This is a genomic window from Azonexus sp. R2A61 (assembly GCF_021401135.1).
In the GTDB taxonomy this organism is placed as follows: domain Bacteria; phylum Pseudomonadota; class Gammaproteobacteria; order Burkholderiales; family Rhodocyclaceae; genus Azonexus.
Genome location: NZ_JACBFO010000007.1, coordinates 1 through 19,835, shown reverse-complemented (window position 1 = coordinate 19,835; position 19,835 = coordinate 1). Strand labels below are relative to the sequence as shown.

At 62.5% G+C, this 19,835-nt stretch carries 23 protein-coding genes and 1 tRNA gene; 17 read left to right on the top strand and 7 right to left on the bottom strand.

Features of this window, described 5'->3' with window-relative positions; genetic code table 11:
* Positions 1-70 precede the first annotated feature (70 nt).
* Positions 71-511 carry a Cd(II)/Pb(II)-responsive transcriptional regulator gene (gene cadR / locus L0962_RS17420; RefSeq protein WP_008063281.1) on the top strand — a complete coding sequence of 147 codons (441 nt, stop codon included), beginning with the start codon at positions 71-73 and terminating at the stop codon, positions 509-511.
* A gap of 18 nt (positions 512-529) precedes the next feature.
* On the opposite strand, the gene L0962_RS17415 is transcribed toward cadR, so the two are convergent.
* Positions 530-925 carry a hypothetical protein gene (locus tag L0962_RS17415; RefSeq protein WP_234087814.1) on the bottom strand — a complete coding sequence of 132 codons (396 nt, stop codon included), beginning with the start codon at positions 923-925 and terminating at the stop codon, positions 530-532.
* Between the two features lie 164 nt (positions 926-1,089).
* Between L0962_RS17415 and L0962_RS17410 the strand changes: the two genes are divergently transcribed.
* Positions 1,090-1,166: transfer RNA gene (locus L0962_RS17410), tRNA-Asp, on the top strand.
* A gap of 132 nt (positions 1,167-1,298) precedes the next feature.
* The gene (locus L0962_RS17405; protein ID WP_234087812.1) at positions 1,299-1,679 is read left to right on the top strand and encodes an Hpt domain-containing protein; all 381 of its coding nucleotides are present in this window, start codon (positions 1,299-1,301) and stop codon (positions 1,677-1,679) included.
* On the opposite strand, the gene L0962_RS17400 is transcribed toward L0962_RS17405, so the two are convergent.
* From L0962_RS17400 to smpB, 3 genes are all read right to left on the bottom strand, one after another.
* Positions 1,680-2,300 carry a response regulator transcription factor gene (locus L0962_RS17400; RefSeq protein WP_234087810.1) on the bottom strand — a complete coding sequence of 207 codons (621 nt, stop codon included), beginning with the start codon at positions 2,298-2,300 and terminating at the stop codon, positions 1,680-1,682.
* Between the two features lie 73 nt (positions 2,301-2,373).
* On the bottom strand, positions 2,374-2,994 hold the full coding sequence (locus L0962_RS17395) for a trimeric intracellular cation channel family protein (RefSeq protein WP_234087808.1): 621 nt from the start codon (positions 2,992-2,994) through the stop codon (positions 2,374-2,376).
* 22 nt (positions 2,995-3,016) lie between these two features.
* Entirely contained in the window at positions 3,017-3,466 is a 450-nt protein-coding gene (gene smpB / locus L0962_RS17390) for an SsrA-binding protein SmpB (protein ID WP_234087806.1), read from the bottom strand.
* 64 nt (positions 3,467-3,530) lie between these two features.
* Between smpB and L0962_RS17385 the strand changes: the two genes are divergently transcribed.
* Complete coding sequence (locus L0962_RS17385) at positions 3,531-3,974, top strand: type II toxin-antitoxin system RatA family toxin (RefSeq protein WP_234087805.1); 444 nt, start codon at positions 3,531-3,533, stop codon at positions 3,972-3,974.
* Complete coding sequence (locus tag L0962_RS17380) at positions 3,967-4,296, top strand: RnfH family protein (protein WP_234087804.1); 330 nt, start codon at positions 3,967-3,969, stop codon at positions 4,294-4,296. Before L0962_RS17385 ends, L0962_RS17380 begins: the two co-directional genes overlap by 8 nt.
* 30 nt (positions 4,297-4,326) lie before the next feature.
* On the opposite strand, the gene L0962_RS17375 is transcribed toward L0962_RS17380, so the two are convergent.
* Entirely contained in the window at positions 4,327-4,824 is a 498-nt protein-coding gene (locus L0962_RS17375) for a DUF4124 domain-containing protein (protein WP_234087803.1), read from the bottom strand.
* Positions 4,825-4,880: 56 nt separating this feature from the next.
* Between L0962_RS17375 and guaB the strand changes: the two genes are divergently transcribed.
* From guaB to L0962_RS17345, 6 genes are all read left to right on the top strand, one after another.
* Positions 4,881-6,344 carry an IMP dehydrogenase gene (gene guaB / locus L0962_RS17370; RefSeq protein WP_234087802.1) on the top strand — a complete coding sequence of 488 codons (1,464 nt, stop codon included), beginning with the start codon at positions 4,881-4,883 and terminating at the stop codon, positions 6,342-6,344.
* 61 nt (positions 6,345-6,405) lie between these two features.
* The gene (gene guaA / locus L0962_RS17365) at positions 6,406-8,040 is read left to right on the top strand and encodes a glutamine-hydrolyzing GMP synthase (protein WP_234087801.1); all 1,635 of its coding nucleotides are present in this window, start codon (positions 6,406-6,408) and stop codon (positions 8,038-8,040) included.
* A 189-nt stretch (positions 8,041-8,229) separates the two neighbouring features.
* Complete coding sequence (locus L0962_RS17360; protein ID WP_234087799.1) at positions 8,230-11,736, top strand: EAL domain-containing protein; 3,507 nt, start codon at positions 8,230-8,232, stop codon at positions 11,734-11,736.
* A 104-nt stretch (positions 11,737-11,840) separates the two neighbouring features.
* A complete protein-coding gene (locus tag L0962_RS17355; RefSeq protein WP_234087797.1) occupies positions 11,841-12,269 on the top strand; it encodes a molybdopterin-binding protein in 429 nt (142 codons plus the stop codon).
* 59 nt (positions 12,270-12,328) lie between these two features.
* Complete coding sequence (gene tadA / locus L0962_RS17350) at positions 12,329-12,790, top strand: tRNA adenosine(34) deaminase TadA (RefSeq protein WP_255680921.1); 462 nt, start codon at positions 12,329-12,331, stop codon at positions 12,788-12,790.
* Positions 12,787-13,269 carry a L,D-transpeptidase gene (locus L0962_RS17345; RefSeq protein ID WP_234087796.1) on the top strand — a complete coding sequence of 161 codons (483 nt, stop codon included), beginning with the start codon at positions 12,787-12,789 and terminating at the stop codon, positions 13,267-13,269. Before tadA ends, L0962_RS17345 begins: the two co-directional genes overlap by 4 nt.
* Here L0962_RS17345 and L0962_RS17340 read toward each other — a convergent pair.
* Together L0962_RS17340 and L0962_RS17335 are read right to left on the bottom strand one after the other, a co-directional pair.
* On the bottom strand, positions 13,266-14,018 hold the full coding sequence (locus tag L0962_RS17340; protein WP_234087794.1) for an NRDE family protein: 753 nt from the start codon (positions 14,016-14,018) through the stop codon (positions 13,266-13,268). The genes L0962_RS17345 and L0962_RS17340 overlap by 4 nt on opposite strands.
* A gap of 13 nt (positions 14,019-14,031) precedes the next feature.
* Positions 14,032-15,048 (bottom strand): folate-binding protein YgfZ, encoded by a 1,017-nt coding sequence (locus L0962_RS17335; protein WP_234087792.1) that lies wholly within the window; start codon positions 15,046-15,048, stop codon positions 14,032-14,034.
* A 104-nt stretch (positions 15,049-15,152) separates the two neighbouring features.
* On the opposite strand from L0962_RS17335, the gene mltG reads away from it, so the two are divergent.
* Genes mltG through L0962_RS17305 form a run of 6 tightly spaced genes read left to right on the top strand, consistent with a single transcriptional unit; the run spans position 15,153 to position 19,589 of the window.
* Positions 15,153-16,148: an endolytic transglycosylase MltG gene (gene mltG, locus L0962_RS17330; RefSeq protein ID WP_234087790.1), complete on the top strand. Its 996-nt coding sequence runs from the start codon at positions 15,153-15,155 to the stop codon at positions 16,146-16,148.
* On the top strand, positions 16,145-16,756 hold the full coding sequence (gene tmk / locus L0962_RS17325; RefSeq protein WP_234087788.1) for a dTMP kinase: 612 nt from the start codon (positions 16,145-16,147) through the stop codon (positions 16,754-16,756). Before mltG ends, tmk begins: the two co-directional genes overlap by 4 nt.
* Positions 16,756-17,775: a DNA polymerase III subunit delta' gene (gene holB / locus L0962_RS17320; protein ID WP_234087786.1), complete on the top strand. Its 1,020-nt coding sequence runs from the start codon at positions 16,756-16,758 to the stop codon at positions 17,773-17,775. The genes tmk and holB overlap by 1 nt, the downstream gene beginning before the upstream one ends.
* Before the next feature lie 6 nt (positions 17,776-17,781).
* Positions 17,782-18,144 carry a PilZ domain-containing protein gene (locus L0962_RS17315; RefSeq protein WP_234087785.1) on the top strand — a complete coding sequence of 121 codons (363 nt, stop codon included), beginning with the start codon at positions 17,782-17,784 and terminating at the stop codon, positions 18,142-18,144.
* Positions 18,145-18,147: 3 nt separating this feature from the next.
* Positions 18,148-18,924, top strand: coding sequence for a TatD family hydrolase (locus tag L0962_RS17310; RefSeq protein WP_234087781.1), 777 nt, complete (start codon positions 18,148-18,150; stop codon positions 18,922-18,924).
* Complete coding sequence (locus L0962_RS17305) at positions 18,921-19,589, top strand: ankyrin repeat domain-containing protein (RefSeq protein ID WP_234087779.1); 669 nt, start codon at positions 18,921-18,923, stop codon at positions 19,587-19,589. Before L0962_RS17310 ends, L0962_RS17305 begins: the two co-directional genes overlap by 4 nt.
* The last annotated feature ends 246 nt before the right edge of the window (positions 19,590-19,835 follow it).

Genomic DNA, 19,835 nt, shown 5'->3' with positions numbered 1-19,835 from the left:
AAATCTATACAACTTCCATTACAAACCCTATAGTTACTATAGAGTCAAGTGAAATAAAGGAGATTGATGCATGGAAATCAGAATTGGCGACCTCGCCAAGCGCTCTGGATGCGAGGTTGTGACCATCCGCTACTACGAGAAGGAAGGGCTACTGCCGAAGCCAGCGCGAAGCGGTGGCAACTTCCGGCTGTACGGTGAGGCGCACATTGAGCGCTTGCAATTCATCCGTCATTGCCGTTCGCTCGACATGACGTTGAGCGAGATTCGCGCATTGCTGGGTCTGCGAGACAACCCGATGCAGGACTGTGGGGAGGTCAACACGCTGCTGGAGGCCCATATTCAACAGGTGGAAATGCGTGTGTCCGCGCTGTTGCAGTTAAAGCGGCACTTGGTTGATTTGCGCGAGAAGTGTTCTGGCTCTCGATCTGTAGAGGCGTGCGGCATTTTGCAAGGGTTGGGCAATTGCAATTGCCATGGTGAAAGTGCCACGAAAAGTCAAACATCTGGGTAAGTAAGGGCTTAGCGTGCTTTATTTTCCGTTTTCTGAGGCGACCCCTGGCGGTTCAACCATTGTTTTTGCATGATCGACTAGCAACGGAGTCGTCGCAGGGGATGTCGTTGCGAGACATGCTGCCTGATCGAGCAGGCTATCTTGGCGCAAACGTGCCTCGACAATCTCTTTAAGCATGCTTTGATAGTTGCCCAAACGCTTGTATCCGACGATTGCAGGCCAGCCGTTTTCCAGAAGAATGGCGCTGATGTTCTGGTGTTTGCGCTCAATCGAAGCATCGGATCGGTTGTTGAGTATTTTCTGCAGCGCTCTCCGGTGCGCCGATTTGCTGTAGCTTTGCCCTGACAGTTCCTGGAGCAACATGTGCAGATAGTCTGCAACGATGGCTTCGACTTCAGGTTTACTCCATTCCATGGGATTCGGATGCATATCTGTAAAAAGCAACTCCACAGTATGCCATCAGGTGGATTGGCGTTGTCGATTGCCGCTCGAAACATCGCATGTCGTTTTGTTCATCGCATTCTCCATACTCGTGCTATGATCCGCGCCTCTCGTCGCCTGCCGACGGGAGCCGACGCGGAGTGGTAGTTCAGTCGGTTAGAATACCGGCCTGTCACGCCGGGGGTCGCGGGTTCGAGTCCCGTCCACTCCGCCAGAATCCAGAAAGCCCGAAGCCCTTGTGCTTCGGGCTTTTGCATTGGGGACCTAGGGTAATACCCGGTTCCGCCTGCACGCCTTTGTTCTTAATCTATGACGAGCAAGATCAATAACAAGAAAGTGTTCGCTCATGTCGGATTGTGGCGTACCGGGCCAGGAGAGACAGGTCTGCAACCTCGAGTACCTGCTGGTCAATCTCGGACGTAACCGTGCGGCGGCTCGTCGTCTGGTCGGGCTGTTTCTCGAAAACCACCCCAAACTGATCAATCGTCTGGACGACGCCGTGTCTCGCCAAGACGCGCTGGCGCTGAAGGATGCGGTACATGATATCCGCAGCAGTTGCGTGCTGTTCTCGGCTCAGGATGCCGTGGCGCTCGCCCGCAATATCGAGCAGGAACTTCAGCACCGGTGCGCCGATGCCTCCTGGAGCGAGGATGTCGTCCGTCTCAAGCGGGAAATGGCTCTGGTGGCCGAGGAACTGGCCGGCTATCTGGCCGAAGACGAGCTCTGATCAGTCGAGCAGGCCATTCTGCATGGCGTAGCGGGTCAGCCCGGTAACGTCGTGCACGCCCAGCCGTTCCATCAGCCGCGCCCGATGGAATTCGACGGTTTTCGGGCTGATGCGCAGGTCGCGGGCGATTTCCTTGGTGGTGCTGCCGGAAGCAACGAGCTTCAGCACCTGGAGCTGGCGACCGGTCAGTTGATCCTCCCGGCTTGCGGTCGACTCGACGATCCGCCGGATTTTCGGGGAAAGATAGGTATTGCCGGCGGCCACGGTGCGCAGTGCTTCCTGCAGTTCTTCCAGCAGGAAATCCTTCAAAAGATAGCCGTCGACCCCGCTGGCCAGCGCTTGTTCGACGATGGTCGGCTGTTCGATGCTGGACAGGATCAACAGGCGCGCTTCGGCCTTCCCGGCGCGCAGGGTACGGGCAACATCGATGCCGCTCATGCCGGGCATGGCGATATCGAGCAGCACGATGTCGGGATGATACTGTTGCACCGCCGCAATGGCACTTTGTCCATCGCTGCATTCGGCAATGATCCGGTAACCGGAAAGGCTGTCGAGCAAGGCGCGAATGCCGGCGCGAATCAGCAGTTGGTCGTCGGCGAGAACAATGCGGGCGGTATCCATACGCGCAAAAGGATATGCGAATTGCGATCGATTTTGCCCCCTTCTCCCTCAAAACGAGGGTTTTCCCGAGGGGTCAGGGGCGCGGCCCCAGCGCCGGCAGGGTCAGCCTGAAACGCAGGGCCAGCAGGCGAATCGCCAACACGGTAGCCATCGCCGCCCAGGCGGCGGTTAGCGGACCGATGCCGAATTCCTGCAGGAGAATCAGCACCAAGGCGCCGACCCAGGCAGCGCTGGCGTACAACTCGCCTTTCAGGAAGACGCTGGGGACATCGTTGCACAGGATGTCGCGCAGTACACCGCCGATGACACCGGTGATCACGCCCATCAGGCTAGCAACCAGCCATGGAGTGTGCCACTGCAACGCGGCCTGCGTTCCGAATACGGTGAACAACGCGAGACCGACCGCATCGGGAAACAAGAACCAGCGTGGCGGGATGTCCCGCCGACGAATGGCGAAAAAGGTCAGCAGCCCGGCACCGAGCGCGGCCATCAGGTAGGTCTGGTCGACCACCCAGAAAACGTTCCGGTCGAGTAACAGGTCGCGCACGGTCCCCCCGCCCAGCGCCGTGGCCACCGCCACCAGCAAGGCACCGATCAGATCCATCTGCTTGCGCCCGGCGTCAAGCACACCGGTCAATGCGGCGACGGCGACGGCAGCCATGCCGATCCAGTAGAGCAGGGTGTCCACGCTCATCCGCGCGACAACGGCAGCGCGTTCAGCGCTGGCGCTCCTTCATTGCCCGCTGCGCCTCCCGCTTGCCTTCCTTTTCCTGCTGGTCGGCACGCTTGTCGTGCTGTTTCTTGCCCTTGGCCAGGCCGATTTCCAGTTTGATGCGACCGCGCACGAAATGCAGGTCGAGCGGTACCAGCGCGTACCCGGCGCGCTCGACCTTGCCGATCAGCTTGCCGATCTCGCGCGCATGCAGCAACAGCTTGCGGGTGCGCACCGGATCATGGTGATTGTGCGAAGAAGCGGTCGACAGCGGCGTGATATGCATGCCGATCAGGTATAGCTCGCCCTGACGGATGATCACGTAAGATTCCTTGATATTCATCCGGGCCGCGCGGATCGCCTTGACTTCCCAGCCCTCGAGGACGATGCCGGCCTCGTATTTCTCTTCGATGAAATAGTCGTGGAAGGCCTTTTTGTTGACGGTGATGCTCATTGCTGCCGGATGATCCTTTAAAATCGCCGATTCTACAGGATGATTACGGAACCCCGGCCGACGCATGGCACTGGTTGAAAAGACTGTCTTGATCGAGCATTCCGCCGAGCGCATGTTCGAACTGGTGGACCGCTGCGAGGATTACCCGGCGTTCCTGCCCTGGTGCAACCGCACCGAGCTGAAATCACGCGACGCAACGAAGACCGTGGCGACGCTGTTCATCAATTACCACGCGGTGAAATCGAGCTTCACGACGGAAAACGACAAGGAATTCCCGCGAGTCATGCACATCCGTCTGATCGACGGGCCGTTCCGCCACCTGGAAGGCGCCTGGCACTTCCGTCCGCTGGCCGAGCATGCCTGCAAGATCGAATTCCGCCTCCATTACGAGTTCTCGAGCAAGCTGTTCGAAAAGGTGATCGGGCCGGTGTTCAGCCATATCGCCAACACGTTCGTCGACGCCTTCGTGCGCCGCGCCGCCCAAGTTTATGGAGTTCAGCATGACTGACCCGAAGATTGGCATTGAAGTCGTCTATCCGTTGCCCGACAAGCAGGAGGTCGTGCATCTGCAGCTTGCCGAGGGAAGCACGCTCCAGCAGGCGGTCGAAGCCTCCGGTCTACTCGCCAAGTATCCGGACATCGACCTGAAGAAAAACAAGTTCGGTATCTGGAACAAGCTGGCCAAAACCGATGCCACATTGCGCGATCATGACCGGGTGGAAATCTATCGCCCGCTGATCGCCGATCCGAAGGAAGTGCGCAAGCAGCGCGCCGCGGAAGGCAAGGTCATGAAAAAAGGCGCCGGGGATGCCGACGCCGTGGAGGGCTGAGGCCGCGTATCCGGCCCGCGGTTCGCAGTCCTACTTGCAGGCTTCCTGCATGATGCGCCGGGTCCGCTCGATTTCCGCCTGCCGCTGTCCGGCATCCAGTTCCGTCGCTTCGCCGCGGGCATTGTACTGAGCAACCGAGCCCTGCGATTCGAGCGCTGCGAGATTGGCGCGGGCACGGTCGCAGGTATCCCGCTTTTCCTTGGCCTGGGCATCTTCTTTGGCCTTCTTCTCGGCCTTTTCCCGGGCCTCCTGCTGGCGCTTGCGGAACTCCATGTCCTTCTCGGCCATCGTCTGCGGCCCCTTGGGCGCTTCCTTGGCCTGTTCCGCCTTGGGATCGGCGACCGGTTCGCTGCTCGTCGCCGGACGGCGCTCGCCAAGCGTGCGCTTGTCCTTGACCGAGGAGGGTGGCGGCGTATCCGAAATAACGGTTTTGCCGGTGCTGTCTTTCCACTGGTAAACCTGGGCCTGAGCAGTGACTGCGGTCGACAATGCCAGCAGGGCGAAAACGAGTGCTTTGTTCATGGTCATCGGGGTTTCCGGAGGTTTTCTGTATAATACGGTTTTGTGACCTTGGATCAAAGGCCATGCGACTGCTGCAAAAAGCTCTGACTTTCGACGACGTCCTGCTCGTCCCCGCACATTCCCAAGTTCTGCCCCGCGATGTCAGCCTCGCCACACGACTGACCCGCAACATCACGCTCAACCTGCCGTTGCTCTCCGCCGCCATGGATACCGTGACGGAAGGTCGCCTGGCCATCGCCATGGCTCAGGAAGGCGGCATCGGCATCATCCACAAGAATCTCACGTCCCGCGCCCAGGCTGCCGAAGTGGCCAAGGTCAAGCGCTTCGAGTCGGGCATCCTGCGCGACCCGATCACCGTGACGCCGAACATGACGGTGCGCGACGTGCTCGAGATCACCCGCCAGCACAAGATTTCCGGCCTGCCGGTGATCGACAAGTCGGGCAAGGTGGTCGGCATCGTCACCAACCGCGACCTGCGCTTCGAGACCAATCTCGATCAGCCGGTGAAGTCGATCATGACGCCGCGCAAGCGCCTGGTCACCGTCGGCGAGGATGCCGGCGTCGAGGAAGCCAAGGAACTGATCCGCACGCACCGCCTGGAGCGCGTGCTGGTGGTCAATGATGCCTTCGAACTGCGCGGCCTGATCACCGTCAAGGACATCCTCAAGTCCACCGAACATCCGCTGGCCAACAAGGACGCCAGCGGTCGTCTGCGCGCCGGCGCGGCAGTCGGCGTCGGTGCCGGTACGGAAGAACGCGTTGAGCTGCTGGCGGAAGCCGGCGTCGATGTCGTCGTCGTCGATACCGCCCACGGCCACTCGCAGGGCGTGCTCGACCGCGTCAAGTGGGTCAAGAAGAACTTCCCGCAGATTCAGGTCATCGGCGGCAACATCGCCACTGCCGATGCAGCTTTGGCATTGGTCGATGCCGGCGCCGACGGCGTCAAGGTCGGCATCGGCCCCGGTTCGATCTGCACCACGCGCATCGTCGCCGGTGTCGGCGTGCCGCAGATCACCGCCATCCAGAACGTTTCTGACGCGCTCAAGGGTTCCGGCGTGCCGATGATCGCCGACGGCGGCATCCGCTACTCCGGCGACATCGCCAAGGCGATCGCCGCCGGCGCCGACACGGTGATGCTCGGCGGCCTGTTCGCCGGTACTGAAGAGGCCCCGGGCGAGGTCGAGCTGTTCCAGGGCCGCTCGTACAAGTCCTACCGCGGCATGGGTTCGCTCGGTGCGATGCAGGCCGGTTCCAGCGACCGCTATTTCCAGGAAGCCACCGCCAACGTCGACAAGTTCGTCCCCGAGGGGATTGAAGGCCGCGTCCCCTACAAGGGCTCGGTGCTCGCCGTGATCCACCAGCTGATGGGCGGTCTGCGCTCGTCGATGGGCTATCTGGGTACGCCGACCATCGCCGACATGCACGAGAAGGCCTGTTTTGTCGAAATCACTTCGGCCGGCATCCGCGAATCGCACGTGCACGACGTGCAGATCACCAAGGAAGCACCGAACTATCACCTCGACTGATCGTTCCCGTGTCCAGAAGGGCGGCTAATTCAGCCGCCTTTTTCATTCAAGGTTTGTGAACATGTCCCACCAGAAAATCCTCATCCTCGATTTCGGCTCCCAGGTCACCCAACTGATCGCCCGCCGCGTCCGCGAAGCCAAGGTCTTCTGCGAAATTCATCCCTACGACGTTTCCGAAGACTTCATCCGCAGTTACGGCGCCCAGGGCATCATCCTCTCGGGCGGCCCGAACTCGGTCACCGAAGGCGACACGCCGCGCGCCCCGAACATCGTTTTCGAGCTGGGCATTCCGGTGTTGGGCATCTGCTACGGCATGCAGACCATGGCCCAGCAACTGGGCGGCCAGGTGATGACCGCCGAGGCCGCCGGCAAGGCGCGTGAATTCGGCTACTCAGAAGTCCGGGCGCACGGCCATACGGCGCTGTTCAAGGACATCGCCGACTTCACCACGGCCGAAGGCCACGGCATGCTCAAGGTCTGGATGAGCCACGGCGATTCGGTCATGGAACTGCCGCCCGGCTTCATCAAGATGGCCTCGACGCCGTCCTGTCCGATCGCGGCGATGGCCGACGAGAACCGCAAGTTCTACGCCGTGCAGTTCCATCCGGAAGTCACGCACACCAAGCAGGGCAGGGCGATTCTCGAACGCTTTGTGCATGGCATCTGCGGCTGCGGCACCGACTGGGTGATGGGCGACTACATCGCCGAGGCCGTCGAGGCGATCCGCCAGCAGGTTGGTCAGGAGGAAGTCATTCTCGGCCTGTCCGGCGGCGTCGATTCATCGGTTGCGGCTGCGCTGATCCACCGCGCCATCGGCGACCAGCTGACCTGCGTCTTCGTCGACCACGGCCTCTTGCGCCTCAACGAAGGCGACATGGTCATGGACATGTTTGCGCGCAACCTCGGCGTCAAGGTCATCCGCGTCGATGCCGTCGACGATTTCATGGGCAAGCTGGCCGGTGTTTCCGACCCGGAACAGAAGCGCAAGATCATCGGCAAGGAATTCGTCGAGGTCTTCCAGGCCGAATCGAAGAAACTGTCCGCCGCCAAGTGGCTGGCCCAGGGGACGATCTACCCCGACGTGATCGAGTCGGCCGGCAAGAACAAGAAGGGCGCCCACACGATCAAGAGCCACCACAATGTCGGCGGCCTGCCGGAAGACATGCACTTGAAGCTGCTCGAACCGCTGCGCGAGCTGTTCAAGGACGAAGTCCGCGAACTGGGCGTCGCCCTCGGTCTGCCGCGCGAGATGGTCTATCGCCACCCGTTCCCGGGCCCCGGTCTGGGCGTGCGCATCCTCGGCGAGGTCAAGCGCGAAGCCGCCAGCCTGCTGCAACGTGCCGACGCCATTTTCATCGATGAATTGCGGTCGACCGTGGCAAGTGCTCAGGATGCCGTCGCCGGCCTGTGCAGCGAGGAAGATGTGGGGAAAAGCTGGTACGACCTGACCAGCCAGGCCTTCGCCGTCTTCCTGCCGGTCAAGAGCGTCGGCGTCATGGGCGACGGCCGCACCTACGAGAACGTCGTCGCGCTGCGCGCCGTCGTCACCAGCGACTTCATGACCGCGCACTGGGCGCACCTGCCGTACGAACTGCTTGGCCGCGTGTCCAACCGGATCATCAACGAAGTGCGCGGGCTGAACCGGGTGGTGTACGACGTTTCCGGCAAGCCGCCGGCGACGATCGAGTGGGAATAACCCCGTCATTTCGCGACCATGCCAAAAAAAGCCCTGATTCGTCAGGGCTTTTTTAATCGAGTCAGCAGGGTGACAATAGTCCTGCAACAGAAACGGCGATGAAAAAGAGCGCAACACCGGATCGTCCACCAGACATCCCGGAAGCGACGAATTACCAAGGCCGCGATTCGTGACGGAGGAGCGCACAGAATGGAGAGGGAAGGCACGGAAGAAAGCCTGATCTTCGACACCGCTTTCGGGCAGTCACTGGTAGACCTGCTGGCGGCCGAGCTCGGGTTTGTCTGTAATTTCATGGATGGCAACGGCCGGATCGTCGCGTCCAGCGATATCGGAAGACTCGGCCAGGTACACGAAATCGCCGCCCGCATCATGGCCGGCGACATGGATGAATATGCGGTAACGGCTGCCGAGGCGCAGGCCTCCGGCATCATGCGCGAAGGCGTCAACATGGCGATCGATCACGCCGGCAGACGACTGACCTGCTTCAGCATTGCCGGTCCGCTCGCCGCCGTGCAGCCGATTGCCAGGGTCGTCAAATTCAGCGTGGTTTCCGCCCATAGCGTGCATCGCGCGAAGCGGACCCCGCATCTTGGACAGGCAGAACAGCCGCAGGACCTGAACTGTCTGCTCGGCGCCACCGAACAGAACATCGAAGCCAGCCTGGCCCAGCTGCGGCGGGCCAATGCCGTCGCCGAAGCCAGGGTTCGCGAACAGACGGCCAGATTGCGCGAATTTGCCGAACTGTCGTCCGACTGGTTCTGGGAACAGGACGAGAATTTCCGTTTCATCGAGTTTTCCGGCTCGGCGACCGAACGGCTCGGACGGGAGGTGACGCACTTCATCGGCAAGCAACGCTGGGAGCTGCCGTTGACCGGTGTCTCGCCCGAGGCACTGGCGGCACATATCGCAACCTGCGAAGCGCATCGTCCTTTCCGCGATTTCGAATATCGCATTGCCGCGCAGGACGGAAGCCAGCAGGTATTTCTGGTCAGCGGCGTTCCGGTTTTCGACGAGGCAGGGGCATTCCGCGGTTACCGCGGCACCGGCAGAAACGTCACCGCGCTGCATCGTGCGGAAATGGCGCTGCGCGAGAGCGAGCAGCGCCTGCTGCGCAGCGAGCGCAAATTGTCGCAGATCGTCGACGGCAGCTCGATCGCCACCTTCGTGATCGACGCCGGGCACCGGGTCACCCACTGGAACAAGGCCTGCGCACAATTGACCGGTCACGCCGCCGACGAAATGCTGGGCAAGACCGGCGCCTGGCGTGCTTTCTACGAACGCCAGCGGCCAACCATGGCCGATCTGGTGCTGTCGGCACCGGACGACCGGCTGCTGGAACGGCACTATGCGTGGTTCTCGCGTTCCGCGATGATTGCCGGCGCAATCGATGCCGAAGGCCATTTTCCGGGTACGGCGAACGGCGGACGGGGGCGCTGGCTCTATTTCACCGCGGCGCCGCTGATCGGCGACGACGGCACGCTGATCGGCGCCATCGAAACGATTCAGGACATCAGCGACCGCAAGCGTGCCCAGAACCTCCTGGAGCAGCAGACCGCCGCGCTGCAGCAGGCCAACAGCGAAATGGAAAGGCGGATCGAGGAACGGACCGCCCAGCTATCGGAACAGCTGGACCTGATGAAGCAGCTGTTCGAAGCGATTCCCGGCCCGGTCTTCTACAAGAGCGACAGCGGCCTCTACCTGGGTTGCAATGCCGCGTTCGCCGGCTTCATCGGGCGGCCGACGCAGGAAATCATCGGTCGCAACGTCTTTTCGCTCGCCCCGCGAGCACTGGCCGAGATATACGATGCCGCCGACGCCGAACTGCTGCGCCGCGGCGGTTCGCAAATCTACGAAACCCAGGTTCAGCACGCGGACGGCCAGGTTCGCGACGTGGTGATGCACAAGGCGGCCTTCTATCGCAGCAACGGCACGGTCAGCGGCATGATCGGACTGATGGTCGACATCACCGAACGTCACCGCCTGGAAGACGAGTTGCGCCAGGCAGCCACGGTTTTCGAAAGCAGTACCGAAGGCGTGATGATAACCCGGGCCGACGGCGAGATTCTTGCGGTCAACCGGGCTTTTACCGAAATAACCGGCTATGCGGCGGCGGAAGCGATAACGCGCAATCCGCGCTTCCTGCAGTCCGGCCGGCACGACCGGCACTTCTTTGCCGCGATGTGGGCGCAGATTCTGCAGCAGGGCCGCTGGCAGGGAGAGCTCTGGAACCGGCGCAAAAACGGCGAGATCTACCCGCAGCGCAGTTCGATCGTCGCGGTCAGGGACGGAGAAGGGCGGGTCGGGAACTACGTTGCCACTTTCTCCGACATTACCCGGCAGAAGGCAAACGAGGAACAGATCCAGCGGCTTGCCTTTTCCGACCCGCTGACCGGCCTGGCCAACCGCCGCCTGCTGATCGACCGCCTGCAGGAAGCCATCGGCCGGGCCGGCGAAAGCCATGGCTGCGGCGCCCTGCTGTTCATCGATCTGGATGGCTTCAAGGACATCAACGACACCCGTGGACATGAAATTGGCGACCTGCTGCTGGTCCAGGTCGCCGAGCGTTTGCGGGACTGCGTCGGCGCGCGCGGCACGGTAGCCCGGATCGGCGGCGACGAATTCGTGGTCCTGCTCGAAGGCCTGGACGGCAAAGCCATCCAGGCAAAGGCGCAGGTCGACGCGGTCGGCAGCGAAATCATCCGCCGCCTGAACGAAGTGTTCCCGCTGGCCGGGCTGGATCACCTCTGCACCCCCAGCATCGGCGCCACCTGCTTCGACAGCAACCGCTTTTCGGTGACCGATCTGCTGAAACAGGCCGACATGGCGATGTACGAGGTCAAGAGCGCCGGCCGTAATGCCCTGCGTTTCTACGATCCACAGATGCAGACGGCGATACTGCAGCGAGTCCGGCTGGAAAGCGAATTGCGCGAAGCCATCCGTCAGGCCCAGTTCTTCCTGGATTTCCAGCCGCAAGTCGATGAGCACGGGGCAGTGGTCGGCGTCGAAGCGCTGGTGCGCTGGCTGCATCCCGACAAAGGCATTCTCTCGCCCTGGCATTTCATCGACATCGCCGAACGCACCGGCCTGATCGTGCCCCTCGGCGCACAGATTTTCAGCATGGCCTGCCGGCAATTGCGGGAATGGAGCGACAGCCTGCCGGAGCAGTGCTTCACGCTGGCGATCAATGTCAGTGCGCGACAGTTCCACGAGCCGGATTTCGTCGATTTCGTCTGCCAGTTGATCCGCGACCAGGCGATCGATCCCGCCCGGTTGAAGATCGAACTGACCGAAAGCATCTTCATCGATCAGGTGGACGAAACCATCCGAAAGATGGAACGGTTGCGGGAGGAGGGCATCCGTTTCTCGCTCGACGATTTCGGCACCGGCTACTCGTCGCTCAGCTACCTGCACCGGCTGCCGTTCGAGCAGATCAAGATCGACCAGAGCTTCGTCCGTCATGCACTGGACGACCGGAGCATGGCGGCCATCGTCCGTACCATCGTCGGCCTGGCCGCCAACCTGAACATCTCGGTCATCGCCGAAGGGGTGGAAACGGAGGCGCAGGCGCGTTTCCTGGGTGACAACGGGTGTCGCACCTATCAAGGCTACCTGTACAGCCGGCCGATGTCGGCAAGCAGTTTCGCCGCCTTCGTTCAGGCACGCGAGCAATGCCGAGCTCCCCCGAACGGCCTGTAGCAGGCCGCCGCCTTGCCGGCCGGAGCGCTTGTCGCGGTATCATACGCGGCTTCGTTTGCCCGGCAGCCCTGCGCGCCGGGCCTTCCGCCCACAGGGAGCAGCGCATGAAAATCAGTGCCCGCAACACCTTCTCCGGGGTGATCAGTGCCATCGTCGACGGCACGGTGAATATGGAAGTCGAGGTCGCCATCAGCGCCGACACCCGGCTGATCGCCATCGTCACCCGGGAAAGTGTCGACAGCCTTGACCTGTGCGTGGGCAAGCCGGTGCTCGCCTGCGTCAAGGCGCCGTGGGTCGCCCTGGTGAACCAGACCCAGGAGCGTACGCTGTCGTCGCGCAACCAGTTTTCGGGCCGGGTACGCTCGCTGAGCCGGGCTTCGGTCAACACCGAAGTCGCCATCGAACTGGCCGACGGCACCCTCATCCATTCGGTAATCACGCACGAAGCCGCCATGGAGCTCGGACTCAAGGCCGGCAGCCCGGCCACCGCGCTGATCAAGGCCAGCGACATCATTCTCGGGGTGACGGCATGAGCGACGGCATCGAAATCCTGCCGCTGCCGGAACCGGCCGACAATGCGCCGGCCGACGGGCTGGGCGACGAGTTTTTCATGCGTGAGGCGATGTCGCTGGCGCGCGCCGCCGAATGTCTGGGCGAAGTGCCGGTCGGTGCGGTCGTCGTCCTCGACGGACGGATCGTGGGTCGCGGCTTCAATTCACCGATCGGCGAACATGACCCGACCGCCCATGCCGAAATCGCCGCCTTGCGGGACGCCGCGCGCAATCTCGGCAACTACCGGCTGCCGGGCTGCGAGCTTTATGTCACGCTGGAGCCGTGCGCGATGTGCGCCGGCGCCATCATGCATGCGCGCATCGCCCGCGTCATCTATGGCGCACGCGACGCCAAGACCGGTGTGCACGGCAGCGTCGTGGACCTGTTCGGCGTCGAACGCCTGAACCACCACGCAACGGTCACTGGCGGCGTGCTCGCCGACGAATGCGGCAGCCTGCTCTCGCAATTCTTCGCCGGACGTCGACGCAAGGCGATCCCATGAGAATCGATATCTCGGTCGCCCGCCAGCAGCTGACCCTGTTCGACGACGCGGACAGGGTTTTGCGCCGTTACCCGGTGTCGACCGCAGCCGCCGGTGTCGGCGAGGTTTCGGGCAGTTTCCGGACGCCGCGCGGTCAACACGTGATCCGCGCCAAAATCGGTGACGGCCTGCCGGAAAACACGGTCTTCGTCCGTCGCCGGCCGACCGGCGAAATCTGGACGCCGGCGCTGGATGCCGAATTTCCCGGCCGCGACTGGATTCTCACCCGCATCCTGTGGCTGTCCGGCTGCGAGCCGGGCTTCAACCGGCTCGGCTGCGTCGACACCATGCGGCGCTACGTGTACATCCACGGCAGCCCGGCCCGCGTCGACATGGGGCAACCCGGCTCGCACGGCTGCATCCGCATGCGCAACGACGACCTGATCGATCTCTACGAGCGCGTGCCGTGCTACACGCCGGTCGACATCCGGGAAGACTAGGCCGGAATTTCCAGGTCCACTTCGCCGCTGACGCTGCCGTCGGGTGAAAAGCTGCGTTCGATCAGGCGCTGGCTGCCATCGCTGCGTTGCAGCGCGAGCGTCGATGCGCGCGTTCCGTAATCCGGCGAACACACGAAAATCGCCGACAGCAGGCGCTCCCAGGCCAGGCTGACGCCGGTATCCGGCAGTTCGGCATCGGCCGCCAGACGGCGGTCGGCCAGCAGCGCGAAAGCGGTTTCGCAGGCCGGCAGTTGCTCGAGCGCTGAAGCGAAGGCGGTACGGGCGCGGCGCAGCTTGGGCCAGGGGGTCTGCAGGCGGTGGTTGGACAGCCCGTAGATGCCCGGCGACAGTACGCGCGGGCCGTCAGGATCGCGATTGGAGACATAAGCCAGCGACTGCCCGTCGCCGACCAGCAGGTTGAAGCCGGCGTAATCGCCGGGCACGATATCGGCGCAAAATGCTTCGGGCGATGCGGTTGACCGCAGGAATCCTGCGGTCAACGCGCCTCGCGAGCATTTTCCGGGCACCTTTCCCGGTTCGCGGACGTTGGTCACCGCGGCAAAACGACCTCCGCGCCGCAAACCCAGCCAGGTCCCGCCGGCCGTCAGGTCGCGTCCGCCGAACACGGCCGGATCGTCTGGCCAGGCGGCAGCCGGCAAGCTCGCCCGGCCATGAAACTCATCGCGGTTGGCGGCGACGACCAGCGGGTAATCGGGATGCACCCGCCAACCGACGACGATCAGGCACATGCGGTAGCGCGGATCAGTCCGGATTGACCGCCGCGGCCGCGACCGGTGCGCCGTCGCGCGAACCGAGACGCAGGCTGGCGGCGTAATTCGACTGGACCACGGCCAGCGCGGCAAAACCGCCTGCCGGCGAAGGCGCGGCGCTCATCACCTTGCCGCTGGCTGTTTCCAGGTTATCGGGCGAGAACAGCTCGTCGCCGGCCGCCAGCGGCGAAGCGCTGCTCAGGCGATACAGGTGACGCTTGACCTTGCCCAGATATTGCGTCCGGGCAACGATTTCCTGACCCGGATAGCAGCCCTTGTGGAAGCTGACGCCGCCGATTTTCTCGAAATCGGCCATCTGCGGCACGAACTCTTCCTTGGTGGCCAGCGTCACCAGCGGGAAAGCCGCCTGCACATCCAGCCAGCGCCAGACCGGCAGACCGGCGGGGCGGGCTTTGACCGACAGCGCCTGCCACAGCACCGGTGCTTTGGACACCGGGGCCACCACCCAGAAACGCGTAGCGTCGAGGCGGATCACCGTCACGTCGCCGACAACCGTCGCCGCCAGAGGATCGACGGGTGCGGCCAGGCCGGCATCCGCCAGCGCCTCGACCGCCTGGGCACCGGCCACGCCAAGCACCACCTGATCGCTGCTCGCCGCCAGCTTGACCTTGGCTCGCAGCACGAACATCTGCAGGCGCTTCTGCGTCGCTTCGAGCAAATCGGCCGCCAGCGCCAGCCGGTAGCTGCCGCTTTCCCGCCAGACCAGGAAACTGGCCTGCATCCGCCCCTTGGCGGTGCACCAGCCGGCGTGCTGGGCCTGCTGTTCGGCCAGATGATTGACGTCGCTGGTCAGTTGGCTGTGCAGGAAGGATTTCGCATCCTCTCCGCTGGCTTCGATGATGGCAAGGTGAGTCAGCGGCACGAGTACCGTCGCTTCGGCGGCGGCCTTCAGTTCGCCGGCAGCATCGCCGAAATCGGAAGGTTCGCTGGAAGCACCGACGAAACGGGCGTCGGCGGACTCGAGAAAACTGTGCCAGTTGGGGGTCATGGCGGCGGCTCCTTTATGGGTTTGGGCTATTATATCGCCCATTTTTCCCGGCCTATCCGTTCGACACCGTGCGTTGCCGCACGGTCAGAACCGCTTCGAGACGCATGCGCTTCCTGATCCGCCTGTTCCTGCTCGGCCTTCTCTTGCTCCTGGCGGCTGCCGGCGGGATCTGGTGGTGGTCGACGCAACCTTTCGCACAGCCCGACGAGGGCTTCGAATTCCGCATCCCGCCCGGTAGCGGACTGAACGCCACCGTCCGCCGGATCGGCGAGGCCGGTGTGCCCGTGCATCCGCAACTGTTCGTGCTGCTGGCCCGGATCAATGGCGCCGTCGGCACGATACGCGCCGGCAGCTACCAGACCGAGCCCGGCGAAACACCAAGCTCCTTGCTCGACAAGCTGGTGCAGGGCAGGGTGGCGCAAATCGCCGTGACCCTGGTCGAAGGACGGACCTTCCGGCAGTTCCGCGCCCAGCTCGATGCCCAGCCGGCACTGCTGCATGACACTCGCGGCCTGAGCGAAGGCGAGATCGCCCGGCGTCTGGGACTGCCGTGGCAGCGACTGGAAGGGCGCCTGATGCCGGACACCTACCGGGTCGACAAGCAGTCCAGCGACCTCGAACTGATCGGACGCGCCGTCGACGCGATGCGCCGTCAGGTCGATGCCGTCTGGCAGCAGCGCCAGCCCGGTTTGCCTTATCGCACGCCCGACGAACTGCTGATCATGGCGTCGATCGTCGAAAAGGAAACCGGCCAGGCGGCGGATCGGCCGCTGGTCGCCGCGGTCTTCGTCAACCGGTTGCGTATCGGCATGCGCCTGCAGACCGATCCGACCGTCATCTACGGTCTAGGCGAAAACTTCGACGGCAACCTGCGGCGCAGCCACCTGCAGACCGATCACGAGTTCAATACCTACACCCGGGCCGGCCTGCCGCCGACCCCGATCGCCATGCCCGGACTGGCCTCGTTGCAGGCCGCCGCCGCGCCGGCCGCCAGCGATGCGCTGTATTTCGTCGCCCGTGGCGACGGCAGCAGCCATTTTTCGCGTACGCTGGACGAGCACAATCGTGCGGTCGACAAGTTTCAGAGAGGAAAACCATGAGAGGGCGGTTCATCACGTTCGAAGGCATCGACGGTGCCGGCAAGAGCAGCCACGTCAACTGGCTGGCCGAGCAACTGCGCGAGCGGGGCAAGCAGGTGCTGGTCACGCGCGAACCGGGAGGCACCGCCCTCGGCGAGAAACTGCGCGATCTGCTGCTGAATGAAAAAATGCATCTGGAAACCGAGACGCTGCTGATGTTCGCGGCTCGCCGCGAACATCTGGCCCAGCGCATCGAACCCGCACTGGCCAACGGCGACTGGGTGGTCTGCGACCGTTTCACCGATGCCACCTGGGCCTACCAGGGCGGTGGACGCGGTCTGGACCGGAACAAGTTCCAGCAAATGGAACACTGGGTACACGACCATCTGCAACCGGACCTCACCCTGCTGTTCGACCTGCCGCTGGAGGTCGCCCGCGAACGCATCGTGCTGGCCAACCGCGTCCTCGACAAGTTCGAGCAGGAGCGTGCGGACTTCCACGAACGCGTTCGTCAGGCTTATCTGGAACGGGCGCACGCGAACCCGGCCAGGGTGCGTATCATCGATGCCAACGACAGCCTGGAAAACATTCGAGTAAAACTTGAAAAAATCATTGTAAGCATTTGTTGATGAACATTTGTCAACTCCATGAACCTAGCTGGAAAGCGCTGAGCGCCCGCCGCGAGCGACTGCCGCACGCCTTGTTGCTGATCGGTCAACGCGGCATCGGAAAACAGGCGCTTGCCCAGCAATTCGCCGGCGCGCTTCTCTGCGAATCGCCGACAGCCCAAGGTGAAGCCTGTGGCGCCTGCCTGGCCTGCCATTGGTACAGCCAGGGCAACCATCCGGATTTCCGCCTGCTGCAACCGGAAGCGCTGGCCGGGAATATCGAGACGGAAGAGGGCAAGAAGAAGCCGAGTCAGCAGATCACCATCGACCAGATCCGCCAACTGGACGATTTTCTCGGGGTGGGCAGCCACCGCGGCGGGCTCAGTATCGTTCTGGTCAACCCGGCCGAAACGATGAATCGCAATGCCGCCAACTCAATTCTCAAAACACTTGAAGAACCACCGCCAAATACATTGTTTATATTGGTTTCTGGCGAACCAACCAGACTGTTGCCGACAATCCGCAGTCGTTGCCAGGTGATTCCGGTGGCGACACCGGCCGCGGCACCGGCGGAAGCGTGGCTGGCGGCGCAGGGCGTTGCCGAGCCAGCCCGCTGGCTGGCGCTGGCCGGTGGCGCGCCACGCCTGGCGCTGGAAATTGCCGGCAGCGGTCAGGGGGCGTGGCTGGAAACCCTGACCGGCCGTCTGCTTGCCGGCGAACGCAACGACCCGCTGGCAGCAGCCGGCGAACTCGACAAACTGCTCAAGGACAGCAAAGGAAGCTTGCAGTTGCGACAGATCGTCGAAGCCATACAGAAATGGCTGGTCGACCTGAACCTCCTGGCGCAAGGGCTTTCTGCCAGGTATTTTGTCGCCATGCAGCCCAAAATGCAGGCCTTGACTGCTATCATTCCGCCGAATTGCCTGATGCAACTGTATCGGGACATGAATCGCCACCGCCTTGAGGCAGAACAACCCTTGAACGCGAGATTGTTTCTGGAAGGCCTGTTTTTGGACTATCGAACCCTGTTTCGTCGTTGATCCAGCATGAGCGAAAGCAAATCCGTTCCTCAGCGCCCCAGCGTCCTGTCGCTGAACATCAACTCGAAATCCGCCCTGTATGCGGCTTTCATGCCGCATCTGCGCAATGGCGGCATTTTCATTCCGACCACCCGCGGCTACAACCTGGGCGACGAAGTCTTCATGCTGCTGTCGTTGATGGATGATCCGACCAAACTGCCGATCGCCGGCAGCGTCGTCTGGATCACGCCGCCAGGCGCCCAGAATGGTCGGGCACAGGGGATCGGCGTGCATTTCAAGAATGACGAGAGCGGCCAGGAAGCCAAACGCAAGATCGAAGGCTTGCTGGGCGGCGTGCTGCAATCGGCACGACCGACGCACACGATCTGATCGATGCGGCTGGTCGACTCCCATTGCCACCTGGATTTTCCGGGGCTGGCTGATCGATTGCCCGAACTGCTCGAAAAGATGCAGGCCGCCGATGTCGGCGAAGCCCTGTGCATTGCGGTCAACCTCGAGGATTTCCCGAAAGTCCTGGCGATCGCCGAACAGGGGCCGCAATTCCATGCGACGGTCGGCGTACACCCCGAATACACCGATGTCGAAGAGCCGGACGAGGCGCGACTGCTTTCGCTGGCCGCACATCCCAAGGTCGTTGCGATCGGCGAAACCGGTCTGGACTATTACTGGCACAAGGAAAAGCCGGAATGGCAGCGTGAGCGTTTTCGTACCCACATCCGCGCCGCCCGCCGCTGCGGCAAGCCACTGGTCGTACATACCCGGGAATCGGCGGCCGACACGATCCGGCTGCTGGCCGAGGAGGGCGCAGGGGAAGTCGGTGGCGTCATGCACTGCTTCACCGAAAACTGGGAAATCGCCAGGCAGGCGCTTGATCTGGGGTTTCACCTGTCGTTTTCGGGCATCGTCACCTTCAAGAACGCCGCCGTCGTCAAGGACGTTGCCCAGCGTTGTCCGCTCGACCGTATGCTGATCGAGACCGATTCGCCCTATCTGGCGCCCACGCCTTACCGGGGAAAGCAGAACGAACCTTCCTACGTCCGGCATGTCGCAGAAGAGATCGCCCGTCTGCGCGACTGTCCGCTGGCGGAAATCGCCGACGCCACCACCGAGAATTTCCACCGCCTGTTCCGAATCGCTGACCACGCATGAAAAATCGCCTCCGCATCTGGTTGACCGCAAGTTTTCTCGCCATCGCCCCGACCATCGGCGCCGCAGCCACCTACGACGATTTGATCGGCGACGCCAAACTGGGCGATACCTCGGGCGTTCGCAGCCTGGTCGGCCGCGGGGCTTCGGTCGACACCACCGACATCGACGGCAATACCTTGCTGATGCTCGCCGCCCGCGACGGACATATCGATCTGGTCAATTACCTGATCGGCCAGAAAGCCAAACTCAATGCCCGCAACAGCGCCGGCGACACCGCGCTTGGGCTGGCCGTCTTCCGCGGTTACCCGACGGTGGTTGCCGCCTTGCTCAAGGCCGGGGCCCAGCAATCCATCCCGGGCTGGCCGCCGATCGTGTATGCCGCCTTCGCCAACCATCCGGAAATCGCTAGCATGCTGCTCGATGCCGGCGCGGACGTGGATAGCGCCAGCGATAACGGGATGACGGCACTGATCGCGGCATCGCGCTCGGGCGCCATCGAAATTGTCCGCTTGCTGATCGCACGCAAGGCCGACCCGAACAAAAAGCTCGAATCCGGCGAAACCGCGCTGGATGTCGCATACAAAACCCAGAACACCGATATCGTCGATCTGCTGCGCAAATACGGCGGGGTTTCCGGCAAGAGCATCAGCATCGAATTACGCTGAATGTTCAGGGTTGAAAGGACCGGTCTGATGACCGGTTTTTGTCGATTCAAAATTTCGCATAATTCGTATTATGTTAAATAAACAATATTGACCAAAGCCAGCCAGCAATGGAAAATAGGAATAATAGTCAGGTGACACAAATAAGCCCCCTGGATTGGGATATTTTCAGGCCACAAACTAGCCCCTTCTACCCCAAACTAGCCCCCCGACAGATGTATGGCAGGTTCGCAAACTAGCTCCCCATTC